The organism is Parabacteroides sp. AM17-47 (genome assembly GCF_003434625.1).
Lineage (GTDB): Bacteria > Bacteroidota > Bacteroidia > Bacteroidales > Tannerellaceae > Parabacteroides > Parabacteroides distasonis.
In genome coordinates, this window is the sequence record NZ_QTLI01000006.1 from 137,941 (window position 1) to 162,965 (window position 25,025).

Annotated in this window: 18 protein-coding genes and 3 tRNA genes; 3 read left to right on the forward strand and 18 right to left on the reverse strand. The window is 46.2% G+C overall.

Going from position 1 to position 25,025, the window contains the following annotated elements; genetic code table 11:
- The first annotated feature begins 71 nt into the window (after nt 1-71).
- Nucleotides 72-2,069, forward strand: coding sequence for a type I pullulanase (gene pulA / locus DW205_RS06165; RefSeq protein WP_005862971.1), 1,998 nt, complete (start codon nt 72-74; stop codon nt 2,067-2,069).
- A 91-nt stretch (nt 2,070-2,160) separates the two neighbouring features.
- On the opposite strand, the gene pgk is transcribed toward pulA, so the two are convergent.
- Together pgk and DW205_RS06175 are read right to left on the reverse strand one after the other, a co-directional pair.
- Nucleotides 2,161-3,432, reverse strand: a complete 1,272-nt coding sequence (pgk, locus tag DW205_RS06170) for a phosphoglycerate kinase (protein WP_005862970.1) — start codon at nt 3,430-3,432, stop codon at nt 2,161-2,163.
- A 97-nt stretch (nt 3,433-3,529) separates the two neighbouring features.
- A complete protein-coding gene (locus DW205_RS06175; RefSeq protein ID WP_005862967.1) occupies nt 3,530-3,991 on the reverse strand; it encodes a hypothetical protein in 462 nt (153 codons plus the stop codon).
- 246 nt (nt 3,992-4,237) lie between these two features.
- Between DW205_RS06175 and DW205_RS06180 the strand changes: the two genes are divergently transcribed.
- Complete coding sequence (locus DW205_RS06180) at nt 4,238-6,406, forward strand: sensor histidine kinase (protein WP_005862966.1); 2,169 nt, start codon at nt 4,238-4,240, stop codon at nt 6,404-6,406.
- Here DW205_RS06180 and nrfA read toward each other — a convergent pair.
- The 5 genes from nrfA to DW205_RS06205 all read right to left on the reverse strand — a co-directional run bounded on the left by nrfA (nt 6,403) and on the right by DW205_RS06205 (nt 10,677).
- Nucleotides 6,403-7,863: an ammonia-forming cytochrome c nitrite reductase gene (nrfA, locus tag DW205_RS06185; protein WP_005862965.1), complete on the reverse strand. Its 1,461-nt coding sequence runs from the start codon at nt 7,861-7,863 to the stop codon at nt 6,403-6,405. The two genes, DW205_RS06180 and nrfA, sit on opposite strands and share 4 nt — an antisense overlap.
- 139 nt (nt 7,864-8,002) lie before the next feature.
- A tRNA-Arg gene (locus tag DW205_RS06190) sits at nt 8,003-8,076 on the reverse strand.
- Nucleotides 8,077-8,104: 28 nt separating this feature from the next.
- A tRNA-Arg gene (locus DW205_RS06195) sits at nt 8,105-8,178 on the reverse strand.
- A gap of 27 nt (nt 8,179-8,205) precedes the next feature.
- Nucleotides 8,206-8,282, reverse strand: a tRNA-Arg gene (locus DW205_RS06200).
- 76 nt (nt 8,283-8,358) lie between these two features.
- Entirely contained in the window at nt 8,359-10,677 is a 2,319-nt protein-coding gene (locus DW205_RS06205) for a patatin-like phospholipase family protein (protein WP_005862964.1), read from the reverse strand.
- A gap of 112 nt (nt 10,678-10,789) precedes the next feature.
- Between DW205_RS06205 and DW205_RS06210 the strand changes: the two genes are divergently transcribed.
- A complete protein-coding gene (locus DW205_RS06210) occupies nt 10,790-11,113 on the forward strand; it encodes a co-chaperone YbbN (protein WP_005862963.1) in 324 nt (107 codons plus the stop codon).
- Nucleotides 11,114-11,170: 57 nt separating this feature from the next.
- Here DW205_RS06210 and htpG read toward each other — a convergent pair whose 3' ends face one another.
- The 11 genes from htpG to DW205_RS06265 all read right to left on the reverse strand — a co-directional run bounded on the left by htpG (nt 11,171) and on the right by DW205_RS06265 (nt 24,918).
- A complete protein-coding gene (htpG, locus tag DW205_RS06215) occupies nt 11,171-13,225 on the reverse strand; it encodes a molecular chaperone HtpG (protein ID WP_005862962.1) in 2,055 nt (684 codons plus the stop codon).
- A gap of 170 nt (nt 13,226-13,395) precedes the next feature.
- Complete coding sequence (locus DW205_RS06220) at nt 13,396-15,000, reverse strand: MFS transporter (protein WP_005862961.1); 1,605 nt, start codon at nt 14,998-15,000, stop codon at nt 13,396-13,398.
- Nucleotides 14,997-16,067, reverse strand: a complete 1,071-nt coding sequence (locus tag DW205_RS06225; RefSeq protein ID WP_005862960.1) for an HlyD family secretion protein — start codon at nt 16,065-16,067, stop codon at nt 14,997-14,999. Before DW205_RS06225 ends, DW205_RS06220 begins: the two co-directional genes overlap by 4 nt.
- A 15-nt stretch (nt 16,068-16,082) precedes the next feature.
- Nucleotides 16,083-17,402 (reverse strand): TolC family protein, encoded by a 1,320-nt coding sequence (locus tag DW205_RS06230; protein ID WP_005862958.1) that lies wholly within the window; start codon nt 17,400-17,402, stop codon nt 16,083-16,085.
- Nucleotides 17,383-17,823, reverse strand: coding sequence for a MarR family winged helix-turn-helix transcriptional regulator (locus DW205_RS06235; RefSeq protein WP_005857644.1), 441 nt, complete (start codon nt 17,821-17,823; stop codon nt 17,383-17,385). Before DW205_RS06235 ends, DW205_RS06230 begins: the two co-directional genes overlap by 20 nt.
- A gap of 324 nt (nt 17,824-18,147) precedes the next feature.
- The gene (locus tag DW205_RS06240; protein WP_005857641.1) at nt 18,148-18,651 is read right to left on the reverse strand and encodes a flavodoxin; all 504 of its coding nucleotides are present in this window, start codon (nt 18,649-18,651) and stop codon (nt 18,148-18,150) included.
- A 33-nt stretch (nt 18,652-18,684) separates the two neighbouring features.
- Nucleotides 18,685-20,718: a thiamine pyrophosphate-dependent enzyme gene (locus DW205_RS06245; protein WP_005862955.1), complete on the reverse strand. Its 2,034-nt coding sequence runs from the start codon at nt 20,716-20,718 to the stop codon at nt 18,685-18,687.
- A gap of 23 nt (nt 20,719-20,741) precedes the next feature.
- On the reverse strand, nt 20,742-22,076 hold the full coding sequence (locus DW205_RS06250; protein WP_005862953.1) for a dihydrolipoamide acetyltransferase family protein: 1,335 nt from the start codon (nt 22,074-22,076) through the stop codon (nt 20,742-20,744).
- Between the two features lie 103 nt (nt 22,077-22,179).
- Nucleotides 22,180-22,923 (reverse strand): lipoate--protein ligase family protein, encoded by a 744-nt coding sequence (locus DW205_RS06255; RefSeq protein ID WP_005862951.1) that lies wholly within the window; start codon nt 22,921-22,923, stop codon nt 22,180-22,182.
- A gap of 28 nt (nt 22,924-22,951) precedes the next feature.
- A complete protein-coding gene (lpdA, locus tag DW205_RS06260; RefSeq protein WP_005862949.1) occupies nt 22,952-24,301 on the reverse strand; it encodes a dihydrolipoyl dehydrogenase in 1,350 nt (449 codons plus the stop codon).
- Nucleotides 24,302-24,315: 14 nt separating this feature from the next.
- A complete protein-coding gene (locus tag DW205_RS06265; RefSeq protein ID WP_005862947.1) occupies nt 24,316-24,918 on the reverse strand; it encodes a nitroreductase family protein in 603 nt (200 codons plus the stop codon).
- Nucleotides 24,919-25,025: the final 107 nt, after the last annotated feature.

Below are 25,025 nucleotides of genomic sequence, written 5' to 3' on the forward strand. Positions count from 1 at the left end.
TTTCTGTTTCGTTGGCGAATCCGATTCGAATCTTCTATCTTTGTGATTGAAAACAAATTACTGAATCAGCCATGACGAGACACTTAGTTCCGGTATCTATATACCTGTCGCTGTTGCTTAGCTGCAACTCACCGAAAGAATACAAATCCTTTGATGAATACCCTTCCTATGAGGGAGACGATCTGGAGTTGTTCTATTCCCCCACGAAATCCGTGTTCACCCTTTGGGCCCCGACGGCGGAAGAAGTCCGCTTGAATCTTTACGCCTCCGGTGAGGGAGGGGAGCCTATCCGCCAGTTGCCGATGAAATCCTCGGACAAGGGTACGTGGCGTATCTCCGTGAGCGAGGATCTGAAAGGTTCCTTCTATACCTTCCAGATCCGTATCGGCGATAAATGGCTGGATGAGACTCCCGGTATCTGGGCGAAAGCCGTCGGGGTGAATGGAAACCGTGCGGCCGTGATCGATTGGGCGGCTACCGATCCGGAGGGCTGGGAGGCGGATAAATCTCCCGAGTTGAAAAGCTTCTCCGATATTATCATCTACGAGATGCATCATCGGGATTTCTCGATCGCCGCGAACTCCGGCGTGACGCATAAAGGTAAGTTTCTCGCCTTGGCGGAGAACGGCACGAAAGGTCCGGGCGGCGTGGCTACCGGCGTGGATCATCTGAAGGAGTTGGGCGTTACCCATGTCCACATCCTTCCTTCCTATGACTATGGCTCGGTGGACGAGACTCGCTTGCAAGATAATGTGTACAATTGGGGATATGATCCCAAGAACTATAACGCCCCCGAGGGGAGCTATTCCACCGATCCTTACAATCCCGAGGCTCGTATTCGTGAGTTCAAGGAGATGGTGCGGGGGTTGCACCGGAATGGTATCCGTGTGATCATGGACGTGGTTTACAATCATACCTTTGTGGGTGACGGGTCGAATTTCAGCTTGACCGTCCCCGGTTACTTCTACCGTCATAAACCGGACGGAAGCTATTCGGATGCCTCCGGCTGTGGTAATGAGACCGCTTCGGAGCGGGCGATGGTACGCCGCTATATTGTGGAGTCCGTGAAATATTGGGCCGAGGAATACCATGTGGATGGTTTCCGTTTCGACTTGATGGGCATCCATGACGTAGAGACCATGAACGAGGTAAAAGCCGAGTTAACCAAACTAGATCCTTCCATCTTCGTATACGGCGAGGGCTGGACCGCCAGCGATTCCCCGCTACCGGAGGATCAGAGGGCGATCAAGGTAAACGCCCCGAAACTGAATGATGTGGCCGTATTTAGCGATGACCTGCGGGATGCTTTAAAAGGAAGCGTATTCGAGACTACACAGGCCGGTTTCGCCTCCGGAAAGCCGGAAGGTAACGAGGAGTCTATTAAGTTCGGTATCGTAGGCGCTATCCGCCATCCGCAAATCGACTATAACCAAATATTATATTGCAAAGCGCCTTATGCGAACAAGCCTACGCAAGTGATCAACTATGTCTCTTGCCACGATGATCTTTGTTTGATGGATAAGTTGAAGCTCTCGGCCCCGAAAGACGCTACCCCGGATGAGTTGATACGATTCGGCAAGTTGGCCCAGACCATCATCTTCACCTCGCAAGGAGTACCCTTCATGCGGGCAGGAGAGGAGTTGCTGCACGATAAGAAGGGCGTACATAACAGCTATCAATCGCCCGATTCAATCAATGAGATCGACTGGTCTTTGAAGGCAAAAAACAAGGATGTTTTCAACTATTACAAGGATTTGATCGCCCTTCGTAAGTCGCACCCGGCTTTCCGTATCGCCACGGCCGAGGGAGTGAGGGAGGCCCTTCAATTCCAAGAAGTGAACCAGCCCGGTGTCGTAGCGTATACCTTAGGGGAACATGCGAACGGGGATAGTTGGAAGAAGATTATGGTTATCTTTAACGGGAACCGGAAGGCGGTAACGGTTTCTCTGCCGGAAGGAACATGGGTTCCGGTTTGTAAAGACGGTCGGATTTATCTGGACGGTAAAGGTTCCGTACAGGGTAAAACTACCGTAAGCGCCTCTTCCGCCTTGATCTTGAAACAAGATTAATACGGAACTAAATCAAAGAAAATCCCCCGGGACATCTCGATGAATACCGAGCGTCCCGGGGGATTTCTTATTAAATCACTTACTTATCTGATTATTTGTAAGCCTCGCCTTTTACAGCTGCGATACCCGGAAGAACCTTACCTTCTATAGCCTCAAGAAGAGCGCCACCACCTGTAGAAACGTAAGATACGCCGTTAGCCAAACCGAATTTGTTAACGCAAGCAACAGAGTCGCCACCACCTACTAAAGAGAAAGCGCCGTTCTTCGTAGCCTCAACGATAGCCTCGCCAACCGTACGAGATCCGTGCGTAAAGTTCTCGAACTCGAATACACCCGTAGGACCGTTCCAAAGGATCGTCTTAGAGTTCTTGATAACGTCAGCGTAGATAGCCTCGGTCTTCGGACCTATGTCAAGACCTTCCCAACCATCAGGAATCTGATCTACCGGAGCGAAATCAGTCTTAGCGTCGTTGCTGAAATCGTCAGCGATCTTAGCGTCAACAGCCAATACCAAGTTTACGCCTTTTTCTTTCGCTTTCTTGATCAAATCAAGAGCAAGATCCAGCTTATCGTCCTCGCAGATAGACTTACCGATCTTACCGCCTTGCGCTTTCGTGAAAGTATAAGTCATACCACCCGTGATGATCAAGTTGTCTACCTTGTTCAACAAGTTCTCGATGATCTCGATCTTGGAGGAAACCTTAGAACCACCCATGATAGCGGTGAACGGACGTTGGATGTCGTTCATAACCTTATCGACAGCCTTCACTTCTTTCTCCATCAAATAACCGAACATCTTGTTGTCCGTATCGAAGTAGTCAGCGATCAAAGCCGTAGAAGCGTGAGCACGGTGAGCGGTACCGAACGCGTCGTTTACATAGCAGTCAGCGTAAGAGGCCAATCTCTTCGTGAACTCTTTCTGGCTTTCTTTAACGGCTTTCTTGGCAGCCTTCTTCTCCTCGTCAGAAGCGTCTTCAGCCAAACCTCTTGGTTTGCCTTCTTCCTCAGCGTAGAAACGAAGGTTCTCAAGCAACAAAGCTTCGCCCGGTTGCAAAGCGGCAGCCTTAGCGCCGGCTTCTTCGCCAATACAGTCGTTTGCAAACTGAACATCTACGCCTAACAACTCAGAAAGGTGCTTCAATATGTGCTTTAAGGAGAACTTATCAGTAGCGCCTTTCGGACGACCTAGGTGAGAACCGATAATTACGCTACCACCATCCGCTAAGATCTTCTTTAATGTAGGAAGAGCGGCACGCATACGAGTGTCGTCGGTGATGTTGAAGTTTTCGTCCAATGGAACGTTAAAGTCAACTCTTACAAATGCCTTTTTGCCGGCAAAATTGAAATTGTCAATTGTTTGCATAACTATTGTATTTAATGTCTGTATTAAAATGTTCCTTTAATCGCTTGCAAACTTACATAAAATATTTTTATTTGACCGTTTGCGCTTGCTTTAAATTTTATACCAATTTGAAACGTAGCCGTAATCTCCCGTCAGCATAGTCGTAATTCAACAGCTTGAAATGTCCGATCTCGGATGTATTCGCCACGTGCGATCCGATACATGCGCAGGCATCGTAATCGCCTATGCGTACGATACGTAATGTGTCGCTGGCATCATCGGGCAATTTACTTAAATCCACGATACCGCCGGCCTTTTCTTTTGGCATGAACTCGATGGTTACGGGCAGGTGCCGGTCGATCACCTCGTTTATCTTCTTCTCAACCTCGGCCATGACCTCCGCGCTGGGCTCTTCCGCCAATAGATAATCGCATTTAGACTTCTTCCTCTCTATGTGTGCGTTCTTGGATCTGGGACATCCGAACATCCGTACCATTGTCTGGTTTAAGATATGTTCCGCCGTGTGCATAGGAGGATACTCTTGCTTGTTGTGTTCGTTCAGTTGGATTTCTTGTTTCATATATTTGATGTTTTGATTGTATTTCGTGAAAAATATGCTCAAATGTACGAAATAAATCTTTAGTTTTGTAAAGTCATAGAAAACACCTTAAAGGAACGATATGCCAGCTAAGCGCTTATTTGGAATAATTCCATCATATTTCTCTTTGTTACCTGTATATCATGTAAATCCTCTACAGACTTATCGGAGGAGAAGCGTATACTCGTGATTCAATCTTACGAAAAACATTTTCCCGCCTATGAGAAGATGAAGGAAATCATGTCGAGTGATTTGCGGAAGAAGGGGATACATGCGAGTGTCTATTCTTTTTATTTGGATTGTGAGCAATATTCGGAGAAGCAACAGCGACAGAAATTATTCAAGAAACTGAATGAGTTATCGACATGGAACCCGGATATTATTCTGGTCAATGACGATCAAGCCTTGAACGCTTTGATAAGTAGCAGGCATCCCCTCGCTAAATCGATCCCGGTCGTGTTTATGGGGGTTAGTTATCCCAATATCCCGATCATCCGGAAATATCCGAATATGATGGGCTTTTATGATAAACCGGATTATAAGAGGAATATAGAATTGATACGGCGGCTTGTTGGTAATTGCATCGTCATAAGAGTCTCGGACGATACCTTTCAGGATAATATGATGCTGGCGGACATGAATGCGCAGATTCAGGATATTTGTGCCGTGAACAATATATATTCCTTGGATCGGGTACGTTTATCCGGAAAGAACGGGATTTCGATATCGGATATACCTAAGATAAAGCCGGATACGATGTATATAAGCACACTCAGTACGAAATCGGCGAATGCCCTGATTAAGGGATTCGGCGAGAATTATTATAATAAAGCGTATCTGGCAACCAAGAGGGATTATATGACAATCTCGTTGGGGCGGCTCAGCGCCTTTCCATGTTTCTCCGTGATCAATGAGTTGATCGGAAATCAGAATGGCGTAGTTGGCGGGTATGTAACTGTCTTTAAGGATGAGGTAGAGGCAGCTGTAAACCGGGTCGTCTCTATCTTGAAAGGAACGCCCCCGTCCGATTTTCCGCAAATCGAAGAGAGTAACAAGGCTTATGTTTTTGATTACGGTGTGTTAGAACGTTGGGGCATTGATAGTAGTAAATTGCCGGAAGGAGCTATTATCGCGAATATGCCGTTTGTCGTTCAATATAAATATTATATATGGGCTGCCGGCTTTATTCTGGTGGTGATGTTGCTTCTGCTTTTTAGTTACCAAAGAAAGCGATATATACAGGAGGCTTTACATAAGAAGGATGCGCAGGAGAAGTTAAAAAGGGAGAAGACTTTTCTTTCTTTTGCGTTGGATAGCGGCAACATTTTCGCTTTTCGGTATAGCAAAGGGGTATTCGAGTTTGATAATAGATTCTACCATTATTTAGGTATGCCCTGTGTACCGATGAAAATCGAGGAGTTTCAGGATGCTATACATCCTGAAGAACTGGATAATTTCCTTCGAGACCGGAATCTGCTGGATAGTGGCTTTCTTTCCCGGAAAGTGACGCAACGTCGTTGTAACTTTAATAAGAAGGGGTATGAGTGGTGGGAATTTCGCTATGCCCAAAATAAGAATGAGAAAGATTCGGTTTCCGATGACGAAGCTGTTGAGGTAAGTGGCTTATGCTTGAATATCCAGCGGATAAAAGACACGGAGAATAGCCTTATAGCCGCCCGCCGGAAAGCGGAGGAATCCGATCGGATGAAATTAGTCTTTCTGGCGAATATGAGCCATGAGATACGTACGCCTCTGAATGCGATCGTAGGCTTCTCCCAATTGCTCAATTCGGATATGCCTTTGGAACCGGAGGAAAAGGCGGAGTTTATAGATCTGATTACCAAAAACAGTGACCTGTTGCTTAAGCTGATCAACGATATCTTGGATCTATCACGCATAGAATCCGGTAGCATGTCTTTCTCTTATGAGAACCTCGATCTGAGTAAACTGATGGGAGATATCTTCCATACGCATCAATTGATGATGCCGGAGGGAGTGGAGTTAAAGATAAGGGTTCCCCATGAACCTCTTATCATCCGTTCGGATCATTTCCGGTTGACGCAGGTTTGTACCAATTTCATTAATAATGCGGTGAAGTTTACCGCTAAGGGATATATCGAGATCGGATACGAACTTAGCGCAGATGGAAAATCGATCCTTATTTCCGTGAAAGATACGGGTAAGGGCATTCCTGATGATAAAAAGGAAAAGGTATTCGAGCGTTTCCAGAAACTGGATGAGTTTGCTCAAGGTACAGGCTTGGGGTTAGCGATCTGCCAGAGTATCGTTCATACGTTTCATGGAAGCATATCGTTGGAATCCGAGGTTGGCGTAGGTAGTAAGTTTACGATCTCGCTACCTTATACCCCGGGATTGGAGCTGGAGGAAAGAACTTAATTACCTTCGATGAATCGTTTATTGGCTCTCGCTTCTTCCTGCCATTGGGGGATGACGGTTTCTAAAAACTTTTGTTTGGCCTGTTGCTCGGCTTCCATATCGAGGCCGATATATTGCTGGGCTTTCGCTTTTGTGGAGATATCCGGCATCGGAACATCTTGGGTATAGCCTAGCTGCGCTAAGACCTTCATGATCTGGATGCGGGCTTGGGTAGCCTTATCGAGTCCGCTGCCCAAGATACGTGTGACTTCTTGGGGCGCGTGGAAAGCCGCCCCATGTGAGGCCACGGCGAAGTCCCAACGCCATTGTGCCTGCCGGAGCAGTTTTAATACGTTTTTCATTTGAGATTCCGTAGCGCCTTTGTCCCAAGCGAATTTCGCTTCTATATGGGCTTTTGTCAATTCTTCCTCTACACGCATGCGTATGGCGTAGACTTTGTTTTGCCGTTCATAAACATCCTTGCGTAAGGTCTCCTCACTTTCCCGGTGGCAGGCTTGGCAAGTACGGTCTATCATCGCCAACGGGCTTTTGATATGATGGTTGTTGTACCGGTTCTCATCTTCCCCGACAGCAGGCATATGGCATTCTCCGCAGGAAACGCCTCTTTGCCCGTGAATGCCCATCTGGAATAACTCGAAATCCGGATGTTGCGCCTTTATCAAATGTGCCCGGCTTAATTTATGGGTGAAATCGGTGAAGTTTATGCTATCGTAATAGGCTTCTATATTTTCTACCGTATAACCTTGATCCCAAGGTAAGGTTAGTATACGATCTTCTCCTTGGAAATAATATTCGGCGTGGCATTGGGCGCATACTAGAGATCGCATCTCTTGCTCGGTTGCGTCCTCTATACGTAATCCGTTGCGCTTATAGGCACTTTTCAAGAATGAGCGGGTCACGCGCAATCCCATGCTTTGCGGTTCATGGCAGTCTGCGCATCCGATTGGATTTACGATCTCGTTGCCTAGCTCCGCCCATTTCTTCTTATATAAGGTCTTGGCATCGGTGGTCGTTAATAAGCGGGGTATGTCCGGACTTTTACATGCCCAGCATGCGGCAGGCTGGGGGCCACTCGTCGGGGTCATGGGAGAGCCGGTCCGCAGGCTTTTGTATAGATCTTCTATGGAATACATATGCCCTCTGGGACTTAGATAATCTTTGGAGAAAGCGTATCCTGCCCATAATACCACCATTACGGGATGTTCGGCCAAGATATCAGCTTGTTGGTTCCCATTAAACAAACTGCGGAAAGTCGTGTCCGAGGTTTGTTTCCAACTTTGGTACTCATTGGAATAACGAAGGTCTATAGAGTCGCTGTTTTGTTGATCTATTGGCTGATCATCGGTATCGTCGATGAATTTGATGCTATCTTGTCCGGTAACAGTGGTACGTAAGATCACTAATACGATAATGACGATTAGACTTATGGCTATAGAAGTTTTATAGTGTGCTTTCAAGTGTTTACCTTTTATCTTAAATAAAATATTCTTTGTATTAACTGCGAATATATGAATAATAATGATACGACCGGTAGAAATTGAAAAAATCCTTATTTCATTGCTTCCGAAGACGCTGGATGAAATAAGGATTCTCAAGTGACTCGCATAGGATTCAAACCTATAACCTTCTGATCCGTAGTCAGATGCTCTATTCAGTTGAGCTAGCGAGCCAATCTGTAAATGAATTTGAATATTCAAGTGACTCCTAAAGGATTCAAACCTTTAACCTTCTGATCCGTAGTCAGATGCTCTATTCAGTTGAGCTAAGGAGCCAAGATATATTCTATTGCTATCTTCGAATGGTGACCGCGACAGGATTCAAACCTGTAACCGGCTGATCCGTAGTCAGCTACTCTATTCAGTTGAGCTACGCGGCCATTGTTTCGTGATTGCGAGTGCAAAGGTACGTTTTTGTTTTAAATATGCAAACGTTTCGACTACTTTTTTGCGAATTTAATCTAACATTTTTGGATTGAAGATCAGATAACCAATGTTTAAGCCAAAGTTGAAATTCTCCTTCGGATAACTGTATCCGTTGGCGTACAGACTTATACATAAAAATGGCAATTGCAATACGACCGCCGCTTCACCCATATAATTAAACGAGTGCAAAAACTTACCATAATGTGGGATTCCGACATACGGGTTGTTTTCCGGCACCGTCTTTTGTATTTCATAGAGCGGAGCGAAGCCATACATATCCAACCGGAAGTGCAGAAGCTTGCTTAACTTCAAGATCGGGGAAAGCCCGAAAGCCACATATTGGTTCGCCCGGAACGCCTCGTTGAATACAATCTCGCTATGGGGTGTCGGGGTAAACGCCGGGGCCTGTAATACGCTAGCCGTATAGTTATTCATGAGGTTCTTGCTGGATATGACCATTTCCGCCAAATAACCTAAGTTGAAACGGTTGCTCAGCGTCTGGTATTGGTTCCAGCGCCCTTTCAGTTGCAGCCAGCTATGCACTTTGCGACCAATCGGGGCTTCCGTCGTGGCGGAAGTGGGGGATGGAGTGTACTTCTCCGTACCGGTTACGTATTGGGCGATTAGGAATTGCTGTTTTCCGCTTATCGGGTATTGTTTGGCGTTGAGTGAGTTTTGCTCGATACTTAACGAACCGCTGAATAAATCGTACCAGCTATGGTCGAAAGAGGCGTTCGGGAAAGGTATCGTGGTGCTCTGCAAATAGAAATCGTTCAACCGTCCGTAGGCGAACCCGATCTCCGCTTTCGCGTGGTTGAGGAAGGGGAAGCCTAATTTTAGTTTCATGTACAGTTCTTTCTGCTTAATCATGGCGGGCACTATATCCTCATAAAAGAGGGATTGGCTTTCCGTATATTTCTTGTCCGAGAAGACTCCTTGCCAATTTAAATAAGTGGGGATTTGCGTTTGCAGGTACATCCGGCCACTCAACATGACACCACTAAAGGAGTTACCCACTTGAAAGTTCGAGTTTACGTCGGCGGCGAACCGTCCCAGATATTGATACCCCAATCCTAGGTATAATTGATTCGCTTGATGAGACGATACGTTTCCACCGAAGCCAACCGTGATCTCTTCTTTCATCTTCACGTCCAGATAAAGATCGAATTTCTTCTCTTTCCGGTTATAAACGGCATGCGGCATGATTTCCCTAATCTTGGAATAGGTCAGCATCTTGAAATAAGCCCGCTTGAACTCTTCCATGGAGAACTCGTTATTGATATCCCTGTGTAATTGGGCCTCTATGTATTTACGCTGGGCCTCGGATACGCCCGTCACGTAAATATTGCGGAAGATCAGCGAGGGAAGGTTCTCTTTATAGGCTTTTCTTCTTTCGGTAACCTCATTTAACGGCACTTCCCGGGGAACCCGTTGCTTGATGGAGTCGATCATGGAAAGGGTACGTTTATAACCGATGTCCATAAGCTCCTTGCCTTTCTGGAAATCCAATAAGGAGACGGTAGGGAAACTGAATTTAATCATCATGCCATCTTCTTCCGGTACCTCATAGTCGGTCTTTTGCATGATCATGGTCTCGATCTGGTTATAAGGATTCTCCGAAGGCTTTTTGTTCCCTCCCGATACTGTCGATCCGAAAATGAAATCCGGGTGGAACGCGTCTTTCATCGGGCCTACCGGGAAATTATCGTAGATACCTCCATCGAATAAAGGAATACTGTCTTTCCATATGGGCTGGAAGAAAAACGGGAAAGTCATGGAGGCACGTACGGCGTCTCCCAGATCCCCATTCTTAAAGATGATCGGCTTTTTGGTATATATATCCGAGGCCACGCAACGGAAAGGGACAAACAGGTTGTCGAAATTCCACCCCGCCTTTGCCGTCGCCTGCGAGAACAAGGCCATGAACGCCTGATTCATCTGTATGGGATTGATCAAGCTTTGCGGTAAGAAGCTAGCCTTGATCTGTAGGGAATCGGACATGTCGATGGAGAAATGCGCGAATTCCGGGGTCGGGTAAGGCTCCTTGAAATAATAGGTATATTGCTCCTCCACCGTACCTGTTTGCCAATAGGCGAACTCCTTGGAAAGCATCAGCTCCAGCATCTCCTCGGGGGAATATCCCATGGCGTATAAACTACCGATAATCGCCCCGATGGAGGTACCGGTAATGTAATCGATCGGTATATTATTTTCTTCCAGCGCCTTGATCACTCCGATATGTGCCGCTCCTTTGGCACCGCCGCCACTGAGTACCAACCCTACTTTCTGGGCGGAAACAATCTGAATGGCAGCAAGGAATAAGGCTATGATAACGGTTATTTTCCTCATATGAACCCAATCTGTTTTTCTTCTCCAAATGTAAGAAGTATTTCTTTAGAAACATAAACATTTTGTTTTTTCGTATTGTTGAGTTATCAATACAATTAAAACAGATGATGTTATGAAAGAGAAAGAATTGAATAGGGAAGAGCGGAATAAGACCGTTATGGAGACCGGTGCTTTGGTCATGGCTGAGTTTTATGCGGATTGGTGCCCTCATTGCCAGAAAATGATGCCGATCGTGAAGGAGTTCAAGGAATTGGAGAAAGGAAAATTAGAAGTGGTACAAATCAATATCGAGGAGGAGAGCGCTCTTGCCGATTTGTATACGGTGGAATCGATTCCTACTTTTATCCTGCTACGGAAAGGGGAGGCTTTGTGGAGACAATCCGGCGAGATGAGCTTGGATAGGTTACGGAAAGTGGTCGAGGATGTCGTGGGCTGAAACTAAAAAAAACGTTCCCCCGAGAAGGAACGGTTTTTTATATATGTGAGGATTGGTTTATCCGATCAGTTCTACGCTACGTTTGATGAATTGGCTTAAGGCCTCTCCCTTCAGCATACCGTTTCCTAACAAAGCAAGGTCGATCAACTGACTAACTGTCTTGTTCGTGCCGGCGTACTCGGCCAGAACTTGGTTGCGTTGCTCACGAAGCTCATCCAGCTTATGGTCGGTGTTGGTCATATCCTCTTTCTCTTGCGCCGTGATCTCATCTTCTTTCTTTTTGCTTTGAGCCTCACGTAAGTCGGCTTGACGAGCCTCCCATCCTTTGATATCGCTAAGGATCGGTTTTAACTTCTCGTCGCAAGCTTGCTCCTCTTCAGTTAATACTTTCTTGATCAACGGATGATCCGTATTCAATACGAAGTTGAAGCTATCCGGCATCTCGCCATAGAAAGACATACCCGGTTGCATAGCGGACATCTCACGCATTCTTCGCATATACTCGCTTTGTGTCAACATGACAGGGTTCGCGTTTTCGCCCAATGCCTCGAATGTTACGTAGAACTCGGTCTTGTTCAATTTCGGCATCTGACTCTTGAATACTTCCTGCATGGCCGTTTTCTGCTCCTCGCTCAAGGTTACCTTACTCGAGTCTTCCTTGCGGATCAGGTTATCGATCGTATCGCTATCCACACGAACGAAGCGGCTCTTCTCGAACTTCTGCTCCAATTGTCCGATCAAGTGTACATCCAATTGTCCGTCCATTTCCAAGACGCTGTAACCTTTGTCCTTTGCGGCTTGTATATAGCTGTATTGCTCGTCTTTATTGGTGGTATACAGATAGATTAAGTTACCCTCTTTGTCTGTCTGGTTGTCCTTGATTAAGTTCTTGTATTCCTCGAAAGTGAAGTATTTGCCTTCGACGTCCTTGAATAAGGCGAACTTAACCGCGCGGTCGTAGAACTTCTCATCAGTCAACATACCATATTGGATGAATAGTTTCAAGCTATCCCATTTCTCCTCGAACTGCGGGCGGTCGTTCTTGAAGATCTCTTCCAAGCGGTCTGCCACCTTCTTCGTGATGTGGTTGGAGATCTTCTTCACGTTCTGATCGCTTTGCAAATAGGAACGGGATACGTTCAACGGGATATCCGGCGAATCCAACACACCATGCAATAATGTCAAGAACTCAGGAACGATACCCTCTACGGAATCCGTAACGAATACTTGGTTGCAATATAACTGGATCTTGTTACGATGCAAGTCGATATTGCTCTTGATGCGAGGGAAATATAAGATACCGGTCAAGTTGAACGGATAGTCTACGTTCAAGTGAATCCAGAACAACGGCTCATCCGTCATAGGATATAAGTCGCGATAGAACTTCTTGTAATCCTCGTCGGTCATATCGGCCGGTTTGCGAACCCACGCCGGTTTGGTGTCGTTGATTACGTTATCTTCGTCCGTATCTACATATTTACCATCTTTCCACTCTTGCTTCTTGCCGAACGCGATAGGAACCGGTAAGAAACGGCAGTATTTTGTCAATAAGCCATTGATCTTATCCTTGTTCAAGAAATCCTTGTTCTCGTCGTCGATATACAGGATGATATCGGTACCGCGATCCTCTTTCGTCGTTTCCTCCAAAGAGTATTCCGGCGTACCGTCGCAGCTCCATTTCATGGGAACAGCGCCTTCTTTGTATGATTTCGTCACGATCTCTACTTTCTTGGAAACCATGAAAGAGGAGTAGAAACCAAGACCGAAGTGACCGATGATAGAAGCGGCGTCGTTCTTGTATTTCTCAACGAACTCCTCGGCGCCGGAGAAAGCGATCTGGTTGATGTACTTATCGATCTCCTCGGCCGTCATACCGATACCCCGGTCAGAGATCGTGATCGTTTTGTCATCGAACTTAACCTGTACGGTCAAATCGCCGAGTTCGCCTTTAAACTCGCCTACGGAAGAAAGCGTTTTTAACTTCTGGGTAGCGTCTACCGCATTAGAAACAAGTTCACGAAGGAAGATTTCGTGATCACTGTATAAGAACTTCTTGATAATCGGAAAGATGTTTTCCGATGTTACTCCGATGTTACCTTGTTTACTGCTCATAGTCTGAATATCTTATTATTTTTATTGTTATTTTGTGCGTATTCCTGATCTTGATCATTCTCAAGATCCGCCTATTCCTATACAAAACGAATGCCAAAATGTTTCGGATAAACTATAAATGACAAAAAGGCAGATACCGGCTGATAGATTTGCAGCCGGGCATAGTTTGATCAAACCATATCATCACCTGTCTTGGCGAATGTAACACGGACGGTTTTATGGAATGGAATAAAACGGGATACGATCGCTATGCATAAGGAGATGACTAATAAATACCCCAGTATCTCTTTTAACGCCAATAATAAGCTTTGTTGCTGTAACGTATTATAGAGTGTATTGGTAGCCATTTGCGCTGCCTCGTTGTAGGGATGCCCTTGGGTCAAGGCGTTGCCAAGCGCCTGATTATAGCGTGAGGCGGCTAGAGGATCGGCCAGCGTAACGGTTTCTGATAAGGAATACATATATTTTTGTTCCAAGCGATATAGTATATTACTGTAAAAAGAAGTCGCCATGATAGGGGATAGTACCGAACGGAAAATGATGAGAAAGAAAGCGTTTGACAATAAATATTTAGGATTTAAATCTTCCACGGCAAATAAGGCGAAAGCTATGATTAGAATCATCATGCCCAATCCCCTGAGGAATATAGGAAAGTAGAGTATCTCGTATCTGCTATCCGGTGAGATCCCGAAATAAAGGCTCCCGAAGAACAGGACGAAACAACTCATTCCTCCCGCTATCAAGAAACGAAACCGCCAACGTTGCCACCGGAACCACCAAAAACAGATGAACGCCCCCAAGACATATCCCGGAAGCAAATAAGTATAAAGGGAATAGGTATGGGTACTGTCTACCTTTAAGATACTGGTCAGGTAGCTGGTCAACAAGGTAGTCGAAGTACTGAAAAACATGACAAGCATCATATAGAAATAACCGATAATGGCTTTCGGCTGGTATAAAGGCGCCAGATTCACGTACGGACGTTCCGAATGATATTGATACCAAATAAATAAAGCGATCAATATCGGGGCGATCATGATATAAAGGCAAATCTTGGGGGATGCCATCCAGTCGAGTACTTTCCCGTAATTAATGACATACATAAGCATTAACAATCCGGTGGATATGATGAACATTTCCCGGATGTGTAGATCGGCCAAGGGGATGGACTTGATCGGCCGGTTATGGCGGAAGCAGATGATTACCACTAGTATGGCCAATAAGATCATCAGCATCATGAAATAATACATATATTTCCAGTCATAATGGTAGGCTAACTGTGCGGTAACAAGCATGGACGCTTGTCCCCCTCCGAAAACAAAAGGATAGAAGTAGGAGTAGAATTGGCTACGTATATTTTTAGGGCTGAATATCTTTTGTGCGTACCGGATAAACCACAGCATGAGAAACCCTTTTAGGAAACCTATCGCGAAACTACAGACGATCAATATGTCGGCGTTCTGGGAGCGGGCACAGATCCAGCTTAAGAAGAACTGGGCGACTAAATCCGCTAACAATAAGAATTTTATAGAGAAGGCTTCTAATATCTTCGGAATAATCGGATAGGATACCGCCATTCCCGCTGCTGCCGCGTAATATCCCATGGTTATATCCTCGGTGTTCGTGCCTAGCGTGTTTGATACCTCCAGCATACTGCCGGTGTACGAACCGTTTAGCATCGTAACCGGAAGGATAACGATGAAGATGCAAATCAATCCTAACCAGTCCGGCACCCATTGGCGGATCGGTGCCCCAAGCTCTTTCATCGTGATCATTTGCGTAAGGCTTCTGTTTCAACCATCATGCCTGCTCTTAAGTATTGCGTATCTTCTTGCGATAGATTTTCCAAGTCTATCCGTACCGGGATACGTTGTTGTACCTTGACGAAGTTTCCGGCGGAATTGTCGGTCGGGACCAATGAGTATTTGGAGCCTGTGGCGTCGGAGATTGCGGTTACCTCCCCGTTGAATATCTTTCCCGGCAACGCGTCTACCTTGATACGTACTTTTTGCCCGATATAGATGTGGGGGATCTGGGTCTCCTTGTAATTGGCCGTGATCCATTTGTCTTTATCTCGTACGAGGTAGGATATCGTTTGTCCGGCTTGCACGTATTGTCCGGGCTCTAAGGTCCGTCTGCCTACATGACCGTCGTAAGGGGCGGTTATAACGGTATAGGAAAGGTTTAACCTCGCTAAATCCAGATCCGCTTCTTTTCGTAAGATCGCCGCCTCGGCTCCTGTTGTCTTCTTGCTGGTTTCGGTGAATTGGGAGAAAGCGGCTTTCTTTTGTTCCACCAACGCCTGATATCGGGCTTGCGCCGCCTCGAAAGCGGCTTTGGATTGCTCGTATTGTTGCTCGGGGACCGATTCTTCTTTCAGCAGCCGCTCAAATCGGTGATAATCCTGTTCCAGTTGCCAAAGCTTGGCTTTAGCCTCGGCGATGTTGGCGTCTTGTACGGCGATGTTCGTATGGGAGGTCTCGATACCGGAACGAAGTACGTCTTGTGATCCTTGGGCATCGATCAACGCAGCCTCTGCCTCTTTTACCTTGATCCGATATTCCCGATCGTCCAGTATGAGAAGTGTGTCCCCTTGGTGAACGTACTGGTGTTCCTTGAAACGGACCTCTTTTATGTAGCCGGAGGCACGTATATTTAGTGGGGCGATATATTGGTCCACAAAGGCATCGTTTGTCACCTCATAATTGATGTAACGCCAGAAATAATTGGCTGTCCACCAAATGCCGGAACCGGCTAAAAGGATACATATGGAGTTTAATACTATATTCCGTGTCCTTACTTTCTTTAGTCTTTGATGTTTCTCTTTTAATTCGTTTGCCATAGTCGTTGTTTCTTTTTAGAGACGGCCGCAAGCCTTCTGTAGTTGATAGTAAGTGTAAATCACGTGGGTACGGGTATTCGTGAGCTGTAGCTCCGCATTGAGGAGAACCGAGTTCGCGTCGAGTAAGTCGGTTAGGATCGCCAATTGGTTTAAATACCGGTTTTGCATGATCCTATAGTTCTCTTGAGCTTGCCGTACGGATAACTTCAAGGCTTCCACTTCTTGTAGAGCCTCCTTATGACGTAAGAACGCGGTGCGTACTTCCATGCGGATTTTCTGCTTTTTCTGTTCCTCCTCGTTTTTATGTAACGAGACCATCCATTTGCTTTCCTTTATCTTATGGTTGTTTTTATATAAAGAGGATAAAGGGTAGGAGAGCGACAGCCCTATGTTCCAGTTGTTATTGTACATATCCGCTAATGTTCGGGAGACTGGACGTGCCAATGTGTTCGACGCATATAGCGATAGGCTGGGTAGCGAGGAGGCTTTAGTCAAACGTATATCATTTTGGGCTAACTCTGTTTGTTTCCGGAGTAGACGTATCGCCGGATCATTGGAATAGGCTTGGGCTACATAATCTTCGTAAGTTTCTAAAGATACGGTTTGGTCCAGTAACGTGGTATCTGGTTTGAGCAATAGATTTTCATCGAGACCGATCAGGATATCCAATTGCTGTGATACCAGTATGAGGCTATTATCCGTTTCTTGCAAGGATAGGCGGTCGTTGGTTAATTGCATCTCGCTTCTTAATACGTCGTTATTGGTTATCAGTCCCTCTTTTTTCATACGCCGGATATCTTGCAGGCGGCGTTCCGATTCCTCGATATTACGGGAAAGCACCTCACGTTGTTTAAACAGGCTGAAAAGACCGATGTATTGATTTAATAGACCGAGCTTGATCTCACTCTGGTCTGTGAGCGTTTGTAAAGAGGCGACTTCTTTCTCCAGATCCGCTTTCCGGATGGAATACCGGATTTTACCGCCTTGGTATATCGGTTGGGTAAGGTCGATGGCATAGTTCTGGGACCAATCGGGCGCTTCCGGGCGAGTCGGATGGGCGAGTCCTTGCTCAAAGAGGATCGGTTGCCCTACATATCCACCTTTCAAGCCGATTTGCAGGTCTGGCAATTGTGCGGAACGTGCCGTATGGGTTCTCTCTTGCGCTATCGATTCTTTTAAGACGTCTGCTTGGATCTGCAGACTATGCCGTACGCCTCTCTCGAAAAGCTGGTCGATGGTCAAGAAGAGCGAATCGGTTTGGGCGATTGCCGGAAATGTAGCGACCGTCATACAAAAGAGGCTCAATACGTGCTTTTTATATATTCTCAAGGACATTATGTACTGCTTTTAATTCGGATAACATGGTTTCTACGTTCTCTATTCCGATAATATGCTCCGCATGTACATAAACCTGATCAAGGATCGGGCGAATTTGCTTTTTGAATTCTTCTCCTTCCGGGGTTAGGAAAACCAGTTTGTTCCTCCGGTCCTCGGGATCTTCTTTCCGATGGACGTAGCCTTTCTTCTCTAAATTGTTCATTAGGTTTGTCAGACAAGCCTTATCCTTTGCCGTTCTCTCTGCCAAGACCTGTTGGGTGATACCTTGTTCGTGCCATAGGCAACTCAAGATTTGAAGCATCTCAAATGTTATACCGGCGTTGTTCTTTTTCAGCGTTCGTTGCATAGACCGACGAAATGCCATGCGTGTGCGGACAACTTGTAACATAAGTTCCCGGAATTCTTTACCTTCTACCATTACTTATAATTCTTTTAAACTTGCTGGGCGCGAAGATAGCGTTTTTTCTCGGATTAGTCAAATGTTTAACTAATTAGCGTCTCGCTAATAAAGTATGTTTGCCATCTAGGTGGCACAGCTTTGCCATCGGCGTGGCACGGGCTTGCCATCACTATGGCACGGGTATGCCATCAGCGTGGCACAGCTGTGCCAAGGCGATGGCAGATGTTGGCACAGTATGTGCATGAAAGACAGGTGTATAGAATGAAGGCGTAACAAACCCGTGGAGTGATTCGTTACGCTTTCTGTTTAGTTCTCGTTTACGAGTTTAAGATGCATTCTTCTTTATCCAAACGCCTCCTTCAATTGTTTCACCCATCGCTCGATTCGTTTGTCGGTTTGATCCGGTTGGTTTTCCAAATCGAGGACTAAGCCTAGTAGTTTGCCATTTTTCAAGGCTTTGGAGGCATTAAAGAAATAATCATCCGAAGAGGTCTCGCCTACTAAAGTCGCTCCACAGGAGGTGAAAGCGTCCGCCAATATGCCGACTCCATCGGCGAAATTATCCGGATAATTCGTTTGATCTCCAAGACCGAAAATAGCGACCTTCTTATTTTTAAGGTCTAAAGTGACCAGTTCCGGGATGATCTCGTCCCAATAGGTGGGAAGCTCGCCATCGAACCAAGTAGAGGTTCCTGCGATTATATGGTCGTAAGCCTCGAAATCTCTTTTCCATGCGCTTTCAATAGGGATGATATCGATCTGATCCTCCCCGAAAGCTTTTCTTATTTTATTGGCGACAAAGGTTGTTTTCTCTGTGCCCGTTCCGTAAAATAATCCTGTTTTCATTGTGATGCTTTTAAAGATTTAACGAATGTGGATCTAATAAAGCAGCAGTTCTTTTGCCGCATGATAGATGGTCTCCTCGTTGGGGAGGATGGCCCGTTCCAAGACCGGATGGAAACCAACCGGAGTGAATAGGGAACCTACCCGTTGGATCGGAGCATCCAAGTACTGGAATAGTTCCGAGCCGATGATGCCGGCAATTTCCGCTCCGAAGCCAGAGAAGACCTTGTCCTCATGTACGATCAATACTTTACTGGTTTTCTTCACCGAGTTGAAGATGGCCTCTTTATCCAATGGTATCAAGGTACGAAGATCGATAACCTCCAGTTCCCAGCCTTTTTCTTTGTAAAGAAGCTCGGCTACGTTGAGGCAAAGATGGGTCGTATTGCCATAAGTGATGATTGTCAGATCTTTTCCCGGACGGCGTATGCGGGCTTTCCCGAACGGAACCTCGAAATCCTCGGGGACAAAGGTGGAGGCTTCTACCGCGTTGTAGAGCGCTTTCGGTTCCAGATAGAGCGTAAAGCCTTTAGAACGCATGCTCGTCCGCAACAGCCCGGCGGCATCATCCGCGAAAGAGGGATAAACAATCCGGGCACCGGGCAGTGAGGTCAATGCGCCCTCGATGGTCTGGGAATGATAAAGTCCTCCTCCGATATAGCCTCCGGAGGCTAGGCGCAAAGTGATGTTTGGGGTAAATTGCCCGTTGCTGCGCCAATACTCATGCGTACATTCCACGTATTGCTCGACGGCCGGCCAGAAGTAATCGGCGAATTCCGCGCCCTCGATCACTACATGGATCTTCGGGTCAAAGCGGCACATACCGTTCGCTGTCCCTACGATATAATCCTCGGCGATAGGGGCGTTGAAGACTCGCTCGATACCGAATTCTTGCTGCATGCCTTTCGTGATGTTGAATACGCCACCCTTTTCTTTATTGGCTACATCCTGTCCCCAGATAAACGTATCCGGGTTGTGCCGGAACTCCGCTTTCAACGTCTTGTTGATCGCCGTAACTAGCGTTTCTTTCTCTCCTTCCTCGTTTTGAACACCTTCTTTGTATTTCTGAGGTTGATAAGGTTCCGGAAGGACGTAATCCTTGACGGTAGACGGATCGGGATCGGGGGCAGCCATCGCTTTCCGATTGGCGGCTTTCAGGTCTTTAGCCGCTAGATCCGCGATCTCTTTCAATTCTTCCTCGGTGAAACGTCCGTAACGAATCAGCATGCGATGGAATTTGTATAAAGGATCGGCGGATTTTACATAGGTAAGCTCGTTCTCATCACGATACAAGGTATGTTTATCGGAGTTTGAGTGGGAGCCTATCCGTACGCAATTGGCCTGAACGATCACGGGAGTCCGGTTAGCGATCGCGTACTCTTTGGCCTCGGTCATGGCATTCATGGAATCGAACACGTCTTTTCCATTGCAATGGATAATACGTAAATTCTTGAAGCCAGAGAAGTTATCGGCAACTTTACGATTGGCCGTCTGGTCCTTTTTGGGGACAGAGATACCATATCCATTGTCTTGGAAGACAAAGATAACCGGCAGTCGCTCATTGCTGGCGCCATTGATTGCCTCATACACATAGCCTTCGGAAGCGGCCGATTCACCGTGCGAGGTAATCGCTACGCCTTTCTGTCCATAGTAAACCATCGCCCGTGCCACGCCGGCGGCATGGAGATCGTGAGTCGCCGTAGCGGAAGAAACGTTCTCGATATGCCATTCCATCTTAGAGAAGTGGTTAGACATGTGGCGGCCGCCACTGGTCAGATCGGTCGCCTTGGAGATACCGTTCAGGATGATCTCCTCGGCAGTCATTCCCGCCGAGAGAACCGTCAACATATCCCGGTAATAGGGGAAGAGAAAGTCCGTATCCTTATCGAATACTTGTCCCATGGCGAGTTGTATCCCGTCGTGCCCGGCATACGGGGCATGATAAGACCAGCCGAGAGATTGCAATAAATAGGAGGGAGCCTTCTCATCGATCGCCCTTCCGAGCGTCATAAGGTAAAACCATTTCCTGAGAGTCTCCTTATCTGTTGTTTTTATATCATACTTTTTCATGTTGTTCTATTATATATAATGTATTAAGCGTTCCAATTCTCTAGTTCGTCGGCGATGGAACGTAAAAAGGCTCCCGCCAAAGCTCCGTCCACGATACGATGATCGTAGGAGAGTGAGAGGTACATCTTGTGACGGATAGCGATCGTATCTCCCTCGGGCGTCTCTACTACCGCAGGCTTCTTCTCGATATAACCGACGGCTAGGATCGCTACTTGAGGCTGATTGATGATCGGGGTGCCGAACAGACTCTTGAAGGTTCCGAAATTCGTAATCGTGAACGTTCCGCCTTGGATGCTATCCGGGGCGAGCTTATTCTCACGGGCTTTAGCCGCCAAGGTATCTATTTGTGAGGCGAGGCCACTTAGGTTCAGCTTATCGGCATCGTGTATAACCGGGACAATTAAATTTCCGTCGTTTAAGGAAACCGCTATACCTATATTAATAGGCTTCTTTAGGATGATATTGTAACCGTCCACGGATGAATTTACTAATGGATAGGCTTTCAACGCTTTGGCGGTCGCTTCGGTAATAGCCGGCATATAAGTTAGGTTGATGCCTTCTTGCTTGAAGAATTGATCCTTCACTTTTTTACGCCAGTTAACCAGTCGGGTCACGTCTACCTCGATAACCGACGTCACATGCGGAGATACTTTTTTCGATAATACCATATGGTCCGCAATGATCTTACGTACACGATCCATTTCTCTCACCTCGTCTCCTTGAGCGAGTGGAGCGGATGGAGTGGCCGCTGTCATAGGCATGGAAGGAGCGGTCGGCGGCGCTACCGTAATTGTTGGCGTGCTCGTAGCCGTTTGCTGCATGGAAGAAACAGGAGCCTGTTTCGGCTTCGGCATTTCCGTACCTTTATTTTTGTGATCGATATACGTTTGAATATCTTTCTTACTGAGACGTCCCAGATATCCGGTACCCGGAATATGATCCAGTTCATCTTGCGACACACCGGCAGCTTTCGCTAATTGCAATACGACGGGAGAATACCAACGATCTTCCTCTTGGGAATTCTTTGATAATTCCTCTGGGACGGGAGCGGGGACTTGTTCTTTCGGTTGAGTAGCCTCCGAGGTTTCCGGCTGAACTCCGTTATCCTCTCCTTCACCTTCGATCTCAAGGATCGCTACGACTGTACCGACCGCTACGGTGTCTCCCTCATTAAAAAGAAGTTGTTTTACTTTTCCCTCAACGGGGGATGGAATCTCAGCGCTTACTTTCGCTGTGCTTACTTCGAAAAGGACATCATCTTCCTCTACGGTATCACCTACCTTTACCGACCATGAGATGATGGTTCCTTCTGTAATACTTTCGCCCAACTTAGGCATCTTTATCTCAAATGTAGCCATATTTTGATTTTTTAATTACTGTTATATAGTGGGAGACGGGGCGTGCCCCGTCTCTACAAACGGTATATAATAAGAACAAAGATCAAGAAGGTAAGTTTCTGTATTATAGTGTATAAGTGTTAAAGTTCCAGCTGGCTGTAGCATATTTCTGCTCTTTAAGCCGATAGATGGCTTCCAAGTCTGCTTGCGTGAAATAATAATCTTGAATGCCGGGATTATTGATCGTGAAATAGTAAAGAAGCGCTTTCTTAAAATGCTGGATGGAGATAGAAGCCGGAAGATGGGCGCTGATATTCGTGACCGGACTCCGTACAGATTTAACGAATGTCGATCGTTTACCTCCTGTTTTCTCTGGTGCTTGACGGGATGTACTTTTCAAGGAGGTGACGAGCCTATCCAGATCGGTGGAAAACAATAAGGTAGCATGGTGCATATACCGATTCTTATGGATACTCTGTGCGCTACCCGATATTTTAAATCCTCCGATAGTTAATCCTTTCCGTTCATCCACCTCGACATGTACTCCCAATGTCTTGAGAAAATTCATGATCTGGATGGTATATTTGTCGGTCTGCATAATCTGGCCGGTCTCTATAAATGTAAGATTCAGGTTTCCCGGATCATGGTAAACGGCACCACCACCGGAAAACCTGCGCGCTATCTTGATTTGTTGGTCTTGTACGAATTTGAGATTTACCTCGGCCCATACATCCTGATGCTTACCGATCACGATTGATGGTTCATTCTGCCAAAGCATGAAAATATTCTCTTTGAAATTCTTGAGCAGATACTCTTCGGCGGCCAAATTGAAGTATGGATCCGTTTGTGTATTGTGAATGCAAAGCATCAGGAAACTGTTTTAGTTAGGCGTTTTATTAGATATATAAACTTTCGTGGAGGATTTCACTGACTGTCGGATGCGGGAAAATATTTTTCTTAAATTCATCGACTGTATAACCATTCTCGACAGCGATTCCGGCGGTGACGATAATCTCGGATGCCGGATTCCCTAGTAGATGGCAACCGATGATACGATCCTCGTCGTCCGTGATCAGTTTACATAAACCATTACCATTCTCGTTCTCTGCGACGAAACGTCCGGAATAGGTCATCGGGATCTTTTGAACACGAAAACTTTCCCCGTTCGCTATCAATTCCTCTTCTGTCTTACCCACGCTCGCCAATTCCGGATTCGTATAAACTACCGCCGGAATGGCTTTATAGCTCATCTCGTCCGGTATGCCTAGGATATGGTGTATGGCAACTTCCGCTTCCCGGTAAGCCGTATGTGCCAGCAGGGAAAAACCGGTAATATCTCCAGCCGCATATACATGTGGATGGGAAGTCAGCATATGTTCGTTTACCTTTACACCGGCCCCTTGTATTTCGATCGCTAGATTTTCTAGTCCCAGACTCTTTGTAATCGGACGGCGGCCCACGCTCACCAATATTTTATCGGCTTCAATCGTGTCTGCCTTGCCGTTTTTCTCAACAAAGACTTTCTCTGCCGATACCTCTGTAACTTTGGTATTCAAGAAAAACTCTACGCCTTTTTTCTTATACTCGGATCGAAGCATCGCTGAGGTTTCTTTATCCATATTCCCTAATATCTCGGGTAGCATCTCGATTACCTTCACCTTTACGCCCATACTGTTAAAGAATGAGGCGAACTCCATTCCGATCACGCCACCACCGATAATCGCTAACGATTTTGGCAAATCGTTGAGATCAAGGGCTTCCCGGGAAGTCCAATACTTGACCTCTGATAACCCTTTGATAGGAGGGATCACGGTTTCAGAGCCTGTGCATACTAACACATTCTTCACTAAATACTCTTTTCCATCGCAGTGAATCCGTATATTTCCAAACTCCTCTCCGGTGATTCGTGCCTCTCCTTCTACGATGGTGACGCCGTTACCCGTAAGCCGGGCTTTTACCCCGAGCGTAAGTTTACGGACGGTCTTGTTCTTCCGGTCGATAATCTTTGCCAAGTCGAAACTTGGGTCTTTCATCGCCACTATACCATATTTGGAGGCACTTTTGATACTGTCTAGTATCTTGGCGGAGTATAAAAGAGTTTTTGTCGGGATACATCCCTCGTTTAGGCAGACGCCACCGATAGCGTTCTTCTCGAAAAGGATAGTTTTTAATCCATTCTCCGAAGCCCTTTCGGCGGCGGTGTAACCCGCAGGTCCACCGCCTATGATTGCTATGTCATATTCCATATACATTATTATAATTATTTGAATACTAAAATTCGTTCCTCTAATGGAGCGAATTGTTTTTCTCCCGGTTCCTGGGTAGAGGTTCCGAACGGCATCTCGGCGATCAGTTTCCAGTTCGGATTGATATGCCATTGTTTAGCGACCGCCTCGTCGATCAACGGGTTGTAATGTTGCAAAGAAGCGCCGAAGCCGGCGTCTTCCAGCATAGTCCATACCGCGAATTGATGCATAGCCGATGTCTGTTGGGACCATACCGGGAAATTCTCTTTATAAGAAGGAAATTGCTTCTGTAAGCCTTCTACTACCGCTGTATCCTCGAAAAAGAGGACCGTGCCATAGCCAGCCTCGAAAGAATTATCTATCTTTGCCTCGGTAGCCTTATAGGCTTCGGCGGGGACGATTTTACGAAGCGTGTCTTTTACGATTTCCCAAAGCTTCTTGTGGCTTTCACCCTGTAGCAGTACGATTCTCGTAGACTGCGAATTGAATGCGGAGGGAACGTGAGTGACCGCTGTCTTAATAATCTCATGAATCTCGTTGTCGGAAATGGGAGAGTTGTTACCTATTCCATAATGTGTCCGGCGATGCTGGATCGCTTCTTTAAAACTTCTTGCCATAATGAATATCATGTTATGTTGTTATATACCTATAACTAATTTAAGACATGATTTGTTGAGGAAAAAATATTTGAGAATTCTTGCGGATAAATCAAAATAATTCTTAC